This window comes from Candidatus Nanoarchaeia archaeon (assembly GCA_035290625.1).
In the GTDB taxonomy this organism is placed as follows: domain Archaea; phylum Nanobdellota; class Nanobdellia; order Woesearchaeales; family DATDTY01; genus DATDTY01.
In genome coordinates this window covers 1-10,108 of sequence record DATDTY010000074.1, presented here as the reverse complement: position 1 = coordinate 10,108, position 10,108 = coordinate 1, and the positions used below count along the sequence as shown (strand labels likewise).

14 protein-coding genes are annotated in these 10,108 nt (G+C 49.8%); all 14 read right to left on the bottom strand.

The annotated features are described in order from the left end of the window. Window positions 1-238, bottom strand: a 238-nt coding sequence (locus VJB08_06750) for a hypothetical protein (GenBank protein HLD43652.1), incomplete at its 3' end; no start/stop codon positions are given. A gap of 4 nt (window positions 239-242) precedes the next feature. Continuing rightward, window positions 243-728 carry a hypothetical protein gene (locus VJB08_06745; GenBank protein ID HLD43651.1) on the bottom strand — a complete coding sequence of 162 codons (486 nt, stop codon included), beginning with the start codon at window positions 726-728 and terminating at the stop codon, window positions 243-245. Continuing rightward, window positions 725-1,123 carry a hypothetical protein gene (locus VJB08_06740; protein HLD43650.1) on the bottom strand — a complete coding sequence of 133 codons (399 nt, stop codon included), beginning with the start codon at window positions 1,121-1,123 and terminating at the stop codon, window positions 725-727. The genes VJB08_06745 and VJB08_06740 overlap by 4 nt, the downstream gene beginning before the upstream one ends. Before the next feature lie 83 nt (window positions 1,124-1,206). Further along, complete coding sequence (locus VJB08_06735; protein HLD43649.1) at window positions 1,207-1,428, bottom strand: hypothetical protein; 222 nt, start codon at window positions 1,426-1,428, stop codon at window positions 1,207-1,209. Continuing rightward, window positions 1,418-1,822 (bottom strand): DUF302 domain-containing protein, encoded by a 405-nt coding sequence (locus VJB08_06730; GenBank protein ID HLD43648.1) that lies wholly within the window; start codon window positions 1,820-1,822, stop codon window positions 1,418-1,420. The genes VJB08_06735 and VJB08_06730 overlap by 11 nt, the downstream gene beginning before the upstream one ends. Beyond that, window positions 1,804-2,127, bottom strand: a complete 324-nt coding sequence (locus tag VJB08_06725; GenBank protein ID HLD43647.1) for a metalloregulator ArsR/SmtB family transcription factor — start codon at window positions 2,125-2,127, stop codon at window positions 1,804-1,806. Before VJB08_06725 ends, VJB08_06730 begins: the two co-directional genes overlap by 19 nt. Before the next feature lie 175 nt (window positions 2,128-2,302). Then, the gene (locus tag VJB08_06720; GenBank protein HLD43646.1) at window positions 2,303-2,812 is read right to left on the bottom strand and encodes a hypothetical protein; all 510 of its coding nucleotides are present in this window, start codon (window positions 2,810-2,812) and stop codon (window positions 2,303-2,305) included. Beyond that, the gene (locus VJB08_06715; protein HLD43645.1) at window positions 2,812-3,336 is read right to left on the bottom strand and encodes a hypothetical protein; all 525 of its coding nucleotides are present in this window, start codon (window positions 3,334-3,336) and stop codon (window positions 2,812-2,814) included. Before VJB08_06715 ends, VJB08_06720 begins: the two co-directional genes overlap by 1 nt. Window position 3,337: 1 nt before the next feature. Then, window positions 3,338-3,805 carry a DUF411 domain-containing protein gene (locus tag VJB08_06710; GenBank protein ID HLD43644.1) on the bottom strand — a complete coding sequence of 156 codons (468 nt, stop codon included), beginning with the start codon at window positions 3,803-3,805 and terminating at the stop codon, window positions 3,338-3,340. A 285-nt stretch (window positions 3,806-4,090) separates the two neighbouring features. After that, window positions 4,091-4,561 carry a MarR family transcriptional regulator gene (locus VJB08_06705; protein HLD43643.1) on the bottom strand — a complete coding sequence of 157 codons (471 nt, stop codon included), beginning with the start codon at window positions 4,559-4,561 and terminating at the stop codon, window positions 4,091-4,093. A 210-nt stretch (window positions 4,562-4,771) separates the two neighbouring features. After that, window positions 4,772-5,350: a ribosomal RNA adenine dimethylase domain-containing protein gene (locus VJB08_06700; protein HLD43642.1), complete on the bottom strand. Its 579-nt coding sequence runs from the start codon at window positions 5,348-5,350 to the stop codon at window positions 4,772-4,774. 61 nt (window positions 5,351-5,411) lie between these two features. Beyond that, on the bottom strand, window positions 5,412-8,555 hold the full coding sequence (gene ileS / locus VJB08_06695; GenBank protein ID HLD43641.1) for an isoleucine--tRNA ligase: 3,144 nt from the start codon (window positions 8,553-8,555) through the stop codon (window positions 5,412-5,414). Window positions 8,556-8,808: 253 nt separating this feature from the next. After that, a complete protein-coding gene (locus VJB08_06690) occupies window positions 8,809-9,414 on the bottom strand; it encodes a hypothetical protein (protein HLD43640.1) in 606 nt (201 codons plus the stop codon). Continuing rightward, window positions 9,411-9,569, bottom strand: coding sequence for an AbrB/MazE/SpoVT family DNA-binding domain-containing protein (locus VJB08_06685; GenBank protein HLD43639.1), 159 nt, complete (start codon window positions 9,567-9,569; stop codon window positions 9,411-9,413). Before VJB08_06685 ends, VJB08_06690 begins: the two co-directional genes overlap by 4 nt. Between the last annotated feature and the right edge of the window lie 539 nt (window positions 9,570-10,108).

Sequence of the window (10,108 nt, the reverse complement as noted above, 5' to 3'; positions counted from 1 at the left end):
CCTCACCTCCCATCATTTGATCCATGAGCTCATGCGCGTCGCCAGGGTGCATCTGCTCCATGGCGTAATCTCCGATCTCCTCAAGCTGGTCATCTGTGAGCTCGCTGCAGGATATCTTCGACTCGATAAGGGTTTTAGCCTCGGAGAAATCCTCATGGGCTGAGCCAATGAATCCTCCTAAAGCCAAAAATGCCAAAAACAATGCCATCCAAACAATGCTGATCTTTATAGCTTTCATCACTTCACCTCCATGTGAAGACGCGCTCTTCTTCTTTTGGTATGCTTCTCATCTTTATGGTAAACTCTGAATCTGAAGGCACGCTAACATCGAATATGATCTCCCCATTTGCATGATGCCCAGATAGTTTTGGGGCAGCACTCGGCTGAATCTTTCTTCCATCATACTCCAGTATCGTGATTTCCCTGAGATCAAACTGGCTCAAATCAACTGAGTGAGTGTTGGCAGTTACCAGCACTTTCAGCTGCTTCCCTCCTTTCACTGGCGTAAGGTCAATGGAAACATCACCCTGATCTGTGCTGCCTGAGCCTATTGTTGCAAATCCATTCACCTGTGCAAATCCATCAGGCTGGTTCACTGAATCCTGCTGTGTATTTCTCAGGGTTATGCTTCCTGGACTGCCCATAACCGCAAACAGCGCATATATAAGCGTTGCTGCTGCCAGGAGCAATGCTGCGTAAAGGATGACCTGTTCCTTGTTCAGGCTCATTTTATTATCCTCCTTTTTATGAGGAGAAAGATTCCAGCAGCCGCCAAAGCCCCTCCGAAAATCCAAAAATAGAGCGAAAATCGCTGAAGGGCCTGGAACGGAATGCCTGCGATGAGAAGGCCTGAGTTTACAAGCAGCAGATTCCTTGAGATGCATTTTCTGGTGTAGTACATCCAGAACGCCAGAGCAAGAAGTATCACTGCGGCAGTCCAGAGTGGTACTGCAACTTTTGTCAGGAACAGCAGAGGCATGCCAACTACCGTGATGCCTATCATCCCAAGAAGCGCAATGATGCCCAGGCAAACGCTGTGGCAGACCTGCCATGACCCAAGAATGCTTGCCGCTCCGGAAACTGTTCCGGTTGCTCCGACGATTTTCTCTTTGAGGTCTTTCATACCCTTCTCATGACCTATATTTCATATCAAATTCCCTATCACTTCATATCCAATCCTTCATATCTCATTCAGCATCCTCTGTTCTAATGGCAGCACCCCTTCATGTCTTTGTGATGCTCCTTTTCCTGCTCTTTGAACTCCTTCCTGCAAGACTCTGAGCAAAACCAATTGCCTCCATCCATCAGCCCCTTGCCTTCTTCTTTCTTCATCCCGCAGACAGGATCCTTTTTCTTAAATAGCCCAAACATGAGCCACCTCCAGGCATTGCCTTTTGTTTGACTGTCATTTTTACTTTTATATTCCATCTACTACAGCCTTAAGCTTCATCTCAGCTTCCTGAGCTATCTTCATAAGCTTTGGATTCTCAATCATGCTCATCGCTGCTGTCGGCAGCACTGCAGAAACATAGACCTTGCCCTGTTTTTCATACACAATGACGTTGCAGGGCATCATCAGGCCGATCTCCTGCTCAGATTTCAGGGCTTCATATGCGAATGGCGGGTTGCATGCTCCCAAGATGATGTAGTTGCCAAACTCAACTCCAAGCTTTTTCTTCAATGTTTCCTTGACATCTATCTCTGTCAAAACACCGAAGCCCTGCTTCTGCAGCTCTTCACGAGCACGTTTGACTGCTGCCTGATACGCTATCCCCAGTTTCTTCCTGTAACCATAGCGGGTTGTTATGCTTGCTGTCTCCATCGTACTCCCCTGCATTTGCAGTAGTGCCTGTAATACTGATCCACGTGCTTGTCAATCAATTTGAGGATCGGGACAATATACCTCTTGTCCAGCGAGTAGACCATCGCCTTGCCCTGGCGTTTAACGCTCACAAATCCACGCTCGCGCAGCGCCTTGAGGTTATGGCTGACCCTGCTCTGCTCGAAGCCAAGCCCCTGGCTGAGCTCATTCACTCTCTTCGGCCCCTTGCTGAGCAGATTGATGATCTCAAGCTTGCTCTTGTCAGCAAGAGTCCGGAAAAATGTTTCATATGACTTGCAAATCATATGAATGTTGAATCATGCTCGGTATTTAAAGCTTATGAATCTGGAATTCAGGCTGCCGCCGGCTCTTCACGTCTTCAGCGAAGAGCGGCACCACCCCTGATGGGGCATCCCCCTCCGCTTGTGATGATCTTTGCTTATTGAGCCTCGCAAAATTGGCGGCAGCCCGTATGATCCTTTACCACTCCTTGCAGCAGTCGACAATCTTCTTTACCATTGCCGAGAATCCCCTCATCATGCGGTTTGAGCCCCGCTCCTCGGGCTTTTTGGAATCCTCAAGCTTCTGGACCCCAATCATCTTGAGGTTGATTGCGAAGAAGAGGGAGTAAAGATCAAAGGCTGATGCGAAGTACGACTCAGCCTCCTTCCTGTCCTTGGAAAGCTCTTTGGTGCCGACCTCGATCAGGCGCATGCTTGCTGCGAGCAGGTGCTTGCTGATGCACCATTCCTCGCCTTCAGGCTTTGTGACCATCTTCTTGAGAAGCCTGATGCGCAGCTCACGAACTGACTGGAGCATGTCAATATATTTCTGGTTGCTGGTCTTCATGGCTGTGAAATAGAAGTGCTCCTCAAGGCTTATGAGGTTCATCAGTGCGATGCTGAGGTCTTCATCCTTTGAGAGATCAAGCTGGCCTTTCCTTACCTCCTGGGCTTTGGTGAGCCATTGCTGTACTTCGTCCTGCGCCATCAGCTTACCACTCCCAAAACCAGGGCTGCTATCACAAGGAGCAGCAGGGTAAGCGCAATCCCTTGGAAAGGAAGCATCCTGCCGCGCCATGCAGCAATCCTCCTGCTCAGCAAGGGCGTGATGCAAACAATAGCTCCGCCCAAGAGGCTTCCAGCAAAGAAGAGATTTATGAGATACGTCCTGTTCAGCAAGGAGCCGTAATCACCAGAAAAAGAAATAAGCAGTGGATAAAAGCCAGGCATCAGGGGAAGGATTGGCAGCACTGTTGCAATGTATGAAACAAGGATTAGCACAATCTTCTGGAATGGAATAAACTTTTTTTTAAGAAGATTCGAAACCCACCACCCTGTGGAAACCCCAAATGCTCCTATGAACAGGCCTACGACTGATGTGCTGACGCCCATATAGGCAGCTCCCCCTGCTGCCGCAGCTGCCCCTACTGTGCATAAGGGGCAGTGCGCATGGATACTCTTGGCCAAGAGGGCAAGGCTGGGGAGCAGGACAAGGCTCTTGCGAAAGCCCATCTCAGATCCTCATAAACTCTGTCGTGGAGCCGTCTTTATGGATCGCATAGACAACAAAGGGCTCTCTTTTGGATCCTGGCATCCCTGGCGCTCCTGACGGCATCCCCGGCAGGGCTATCCCTGCAATTTCAGGCTTTTCTGCAATGAGCTTTTCAACAGCTTCATAAGGAACATGGCCTTCCACAAAATAGCCGTCAATAATTCCCGTATGGCAGCTCCTCATCTGATCTGGAACTCCATATTCATCCTTTACCTGGGATATATCATCTACTGAGGTTACGGCGACATCAAAGTGTTTCTTCATGTATTTCGAATACAGGCCGCAGCAGCCGCACTGCTCTGACATGACTATCTTAAACTGGCTTTGGCTCTTGGACTGGCTTGCTACAGTATACCCCGCATTGCTGCAGCCTGCCAGCAGCAACGCAGCTGCGATAAACACCACGAATCCCGTCATAAATCGTTTCATAAGTATCACCCTTATGGCTCTGTCCTGAATCTCTCCCGGGTTGCCGCGAGCTCGGCTCTTGCAGTTTTCAGCTAAGAGCGGCACCTCGCCCGTAGGTGCTAAAAAGAGCTACGCTCTTTTGGCACACCAAAACGCCCGATGGCGTTTTGATTGGGGCAACTCCCTCCGCTTGTGATGATATTTGCTTATTGAGCCTCGCGAAATTGGCGGCAACCTTCATTCAGGACAGAGCCCTTGCTTAGGAAGAGACTGAAACACCTTATCTAACTAATGATGAAACTAGTTTCATCTCAGCACGATGATGTTGGTCATGCCTCTGCGCTTCCGCTCAAGAACCTCTTTTTGTTCCATCCTGTCAAGAAGCCGGGTGAGCTTGACCTTGGAGAGCTGGGTCTCCTTGAGGATGTCGGATTGGTAGAGAGATCCTTGATGGCTCTTCAGGAGGTCGTACACCTGCTTTTCCTGCTCATCAAGCTTTGGAAAGGCTTTGCGCTCTGCCAGCGGCTTGAGCAAAAGGAATGCTCCTGCTGCAAGACTGAGAAAACTCAGGCTGAATGCAACGATCAGCAGCCAGGAGGTGTTGCTCTTATGCACCGGGCAGCTGCTCATGTCCATGCTGCTTGAGCTCACCACGGAACAGAGGAATGCAGACTGCTCGTCCAGATTGGCTTTGATCAGGGATAATAAGACGACAAGCAGCACTGAGACTCCTATCAGAACTATGCCAATAAGCTTTATGGTTGATTCCTTTGCCATACCCTAAGGCGCTTTTTCGTGTATTTATATTTTTTATGTTTCTTGGCTGCGTTCGAAATGAAGGTGAGCGCCCCTTTGTGAGCCACTAAACAAAGAACACCCCAGCGACAAGGGGGTTGTCCCATTCGGGGATATGTCGCTCTGCTAGACTATATGCGCGTGGCGAACCTGGCGCTCACCCGAGCTGTGCGAGATGTTGAACGCAGCCTATCATTCTTCGTCCTTGCCGCAAACATACGCAAATGTTGGGAATACATTGAGCCAGACAGTCCTTGTCTCTTTGACATCGCTGAAATACTCGTGGAGCAGCTTTGAGAACCTCCTTCCCTTACGAAGCATGTGCCAGGGCTTATATGCAATGGTAATAAATCTGCCGCCAGGGTTGAGAGAATCAGATGTTTCTTTCAGGATCCTGGCCTGGAGGCTCTCCTCAAAATTTGACCAGGGGAGGGAAGAGATAATGGCATCAACTCCTGTGAGGCCAAAACGACCGAGGTAGGAGCCTATTTGATCTGCTGAGTCGTTGTAGACAGGGATGCAAGGATACTTCCTTACCAGCATTCCGTAAAACTCCTTATTTTTCTCGATGCAGAAAAAAAGAGTATTGACATCCATCCTCTCAAGAATCCCTTCTGTAAAGGCGCCTGTGCCGGGGCCGAACTCCACAATACTCTCGAGCTGTGAAAAGTCAACCTGCCTAAGGATGAGATCTGCAACATATTTTGACGAAGGGAGCGGAGATCCTACGCCTGCGTAATCCTCTAAGAATTGCCTGGTAAATAAGTACATAATGGATGAGAAATCCCCTTCTTTTTATAAAACTAATTCGTCGCAGCGCAGCCTGGTGGGGTCATCTCTCCATAGAAAACACAATATCCCTTCCCTTGATGCTCTCCTTCTCAGAGATGCCCAGCTCCTTTGCTTCAGGAGCGATGGCAAGCTCAGAAGCGCCGACCTTTTCCCTGATATGGCTTGTCCAGGGCTCGAGCAGCTTCGCGAGATCACGGTCAACCTGAATATGAACTTTGATCCTGTCTGACTTCTTCAAGCCTTGCTGCTTCCTCATCTGCTGGACCCTTCGCGCAATCTCGCGGGAAAAGCCTTCAGCCATCAGCTCATTGTCAAGCTCACGGTGGACATACACCGAGCCTCTCCCAAAGGGGCCTTCCTTCAGGTGAATGGGGATTTCCTTGTCCACAATTAAGTGTTCTCTGACGATGCTGACCTTCTTCCCATCAATCAGCAACTCGTGCTTGCCGTCTTTTTCGATGTGCGAAAGCACAGCATCAGCAGACTCTGTGGAGAGCCTTGATATGATCTTCGGCAGCAGGACCCCATAATCAGGCCCGAGCTTCTTATAGTCAATCCTCACCCTGGTTTTCAGCCCAGCAAGATGCTCCTTTACCGAGATCTCCTTCATGTTTGTCTGTTTCCTGATGATCTTCTCATACTTCTTGACAATCTCATGCACGCGCATCTCAGGTGTGATTATGATTGCTTCTTTCAACGGCCATCTCACCCCGTAGCCCACCTTTTCCCGGACATTCAGGAGAGCCTGTATCAGCTCGAACACAAGCTCCATGTCTTTCTCCAGATCAGGAGCACGATGGCCTGATCCTGGGATCCTCTCAAGATGCACAGAGTCCAGCAGGCCATTTGCCTTTCCCAGCTCTCTATATATCTTCTCAGCAATAAATGGCGCAACCGGAGCAAGCAGTTTCACGAGGTTAAGAAGAATGGTGTACAGCACAAACAAGGGAGCCTCATCTCCGTCGTCTACGCGGTCGCGGATGAGCTGGATATATCCCCTGCTGACGTCCTGAACGATAAAGCCTGCAAGAGCCTTGCCTGCCTGGAACTCAAATGCCTCAATGCCCTTGACAAAGACCTCAATGGTTGTGTTGAGCCTTGAAAGTATCCACTGGTCCTCAATTTCCGCAACCGGAACCTCCTTTATCTTTCTTGCCTGGCTTGCCAGATAGGTATGAATGTTCCAGAGGATGCCGAACATCCGGCCGACCTCTTTTTTGGCAAGCTCCTTGTTGAATTTCTGGATCTCATAGGGAGCATCCCACATCATGTAAAAGCGCAGCACATCTGCGCCAAGATCGTTGAGGGCGTCTGATGCAAGGATTACGTTTCCCAGGGATTTGGACATTTTTTCTCCAACCTCGTCAACAGTCCAGCCTGGCATGGAGACTGACTTGTAGGGAGATTTCCCATGCACTGCAACACTGCAGAACATCAGGGAGTAGAACCACCCTCTAATCTGGTCCTGGGACTCATTGATCCTTGAAACAGGGAAAAACTGCTCGAACCTCTGCTTATTCCTGAATGGGTAGCCAAGGCTTGCCCAGGGAGCGATTCCTGAATCAAACCACACATCTGCAATGTCCCTCACCTTCTGCATGGGTAATTTGCACGAGCATCGCAGCTCAACCTCTGCAGCATTATGGAGATCAAACTCCTTGGGAATCTTTCCAACAGCGTGCTGCTTCAGCTCCTTCAGAGACTCAATGACCCTGAGATTATTGCATGCTGAGCATCTCCATATCGGCATGGGAATGCCCCAGTAGCGCTGCCTGCTGATATTCCAGTCTTCTGCATCCATGACCCATGCATCAAACCGCTCCTTGGCAAATCCAGGCTGCCATACCACTCTCTCGTTCTCCTTGAGCATCTTCTCTTTCAGATTTTCCACAGCAACAAACCATTGGGAGCTCAGCCTAAAGATGAGGGGAGACTTGCATCTCCAGCACAGGGGATACTTATGCTGCACCTTTCCTGCATGCAGCAGCTTATTGTCTTTCTCCAGCTCAGCAGCAATGTCCTTGTCAGCATCCTTGACAAAGATTCCGGCAAACCTGCCTGCCTTCTGGCTGAACCTGCAGGAATCATCGAGCGGAGAGACAGCAACAAGGCCGTAGTGTTTTCCTATGATGGAGTCTGTCTTTCCATGGCCTGGGGCAACATGGACAAGGCCTGTCCCTTCCTCCATGCTTACAAAATCCTCAAACTGCTGGCCGGACTCAATCCCGAGCTTCATGCCAACCTTTGAGGCTACCCTTCCTTTCATGATAGGGATGGAGAGGACGATGCTGTGGCTCTTCTTGTGCTGCGCCACCTCGGCCTGCTGCTCAACATCAAGCAACGGCTCATAGGCCATGCCTGCAAGATCTTTTCCATCCAAGACCTCCTTTTTGGCATACGCAATGCCGAGCTCATCGAGGGTCTTGAGCCTCTGCTCTGCAAGGATCAGGATCCCTTGCGCTGTTTCAACCTTTGCATAGGCCTTTTCCGGATGCACTGCGATTGCCACATTTCCGACAAGCGTCCATGGGGTTGTCGTGTAGACGAGAAGGAATTCATCCTTTGTTTTGAGCTTGAACTTCACGTAGAGGCAAGGGTCAGTGACCATCTTATAGGAATCAGTAACCTCATACCCGGCAAGGCTGGTTTCACAATGCGGGCACCAGAAGACAGGAGAAAGGCCTTCATACAACAAGCCGCGCTCATGGAACTGCTTCAAGGTCCACCATCCTGCCTCAACATAGCTTTGATCATAGGTGAGGTAAGGCTCCTTCCATGCGTACCAGCTGCCGAGCGCATCATACACATCAAGCCAGACCTCCTTATTCTTTGTGGCAAGCTTTCTGCAGGCAGTTGTAAACTTGGCGATGCCCATCTTCTCAATATCTTTTTTTGAGCCCAGCTTCAGCTCCTTTTCAACCATGTTCTCGACAGGAAGCCCGTGGGTGTCAAAGCCAGGCTGGAAGAAGACACTCTTCCCTTTCATGAAATTCCACCGGATGAGGATATCCTTATAGACGGTGTTCCTGATGTGGCCGACATGAGGGATGAAATTTGCGTAAGGAGGGCCATCCAGGAGAAAATAGCGCTCTCCCTTGCGGTTCTTGGCATTCAGCTTCTCGAGAAGATTGATGCGTTTCCAGTATCTCCGCTGCTCAGCCTCTATTTTTTTTGCGTCGTACATTTTATAGGTTCAGTGAATACCCGGACTTTGTTGGGGGGCGCTCATTTATTAATCTGTCCCTCTTTTGGGCTCAGTAGAAAGTCCGGCATCCTTTCTGCGAGCTTCTTCGCAGTCATAACCACTGCTGACAGGGGTAGGCCCCTTCGGGGATGTCAGCAATCGCAGATGCAATCACAAGCGAGCTTGATGCCGATTGACTTTCTACTGAGCACGTCTTTTGTTCTCGATATTTAACATTTATTTCAATGCGGCCTTAAGGAAGATGCCTCCTCGTGTGCTGATTCTCCAAGTCATTATCTTTTCTGATGAGGGATCTGCCTAAGTCAACAAACATCCTTCCCAGCGATGCGGCAACAACCTTCTTTCCCTGCAAACAGGCCTGCAATTGCTCCATCGCCTCGCCATAGCCTTTCTCCAGATGAAGGCGATGGTCCAGGCTTGTTGCATTCTGCCTGACATAGGTTTCGTAATTGTGGTCAAACTCCTTTATAAGCTTCTCCAGGCTTGCGACATCCTGAATAACCCCTGACAATCTTGCATAGGGATTCTTTGTGAACATGGCGATCGAGCCCAGCAGCTTATCCCTGTCGTTGATCAGCAGGCTCTTCCTCAATAAGCCCAGGTGGTGGGTAAGCAGGCAAAGCCTGTTCCTGATCTCTTCCTTTCCCTTCATCTCTGACAAAAGGACCTTCATCTTCAGGTGCCTCAGATCCTTATTTTCCTTGCCTAAGGAAGTCTCAATATCCCCAATGATGGAGCTTAAGGGAGATATCCTGTCAAGCTCGGTCTGGATCTCAACAAAGCTTTTCTTAACATCAATGGGCTTCTTCTGCCTGAGGTGGGAGAGGTAATGCTTCATCCTTTTCTCCTCTTCTTGATAGGCTCCAGGACAACCCTCACCATATCGCCTTCCCTGATCTCCATCAGGCTGGCCACTTCCGGAGGTATATGGACTGCAAGCGAGGTGCCGGATCTCCGTACAGTCCTCAGGAATTGCTCGGGTGCCTCAGCCATGGTTCGGTATCATATTATATCTTATATTGTGATATATTATATTATATAAGGCTTTTGGTTTTGAGGCTTCAAACACCTCCGACCGCAGTTTTTTGCAGAAGCGTCAATACAGCCAAGAACTGATGCTTTTACCGATACTGACCAGGTATGGATGGCCTTATCAGGTAGACCACCACTTTGGCGGCTGGACGGCCATGCTGTCCGCATGCCCTACAAACCACCCCGTAAGGGACAACCCCCAGTTTGTCCAGCGCCGTGGTGGCGTGCTATGAGGCAGGGGATACTCCCTTCGGGATGCCGAATAGGGCTTTGCCATCAGGCAAAAGACCGCAGCACTGCCACCCCCGGCGCCATCAATGCTTATCATGACCCTACACCAAGATCACCGAAAGCCTCACCGGCTCGATTGCAAGTTCCATCTTAACCCCTCACCAACATATTATGCGTAAAGCACTTCATATAGAAGTGCCTTGCCTGCATGCCGACGGACTTCCCCCGTAAGGTTTCTCCCATGCCTCGTTTGAGCATGCTATTCGCAG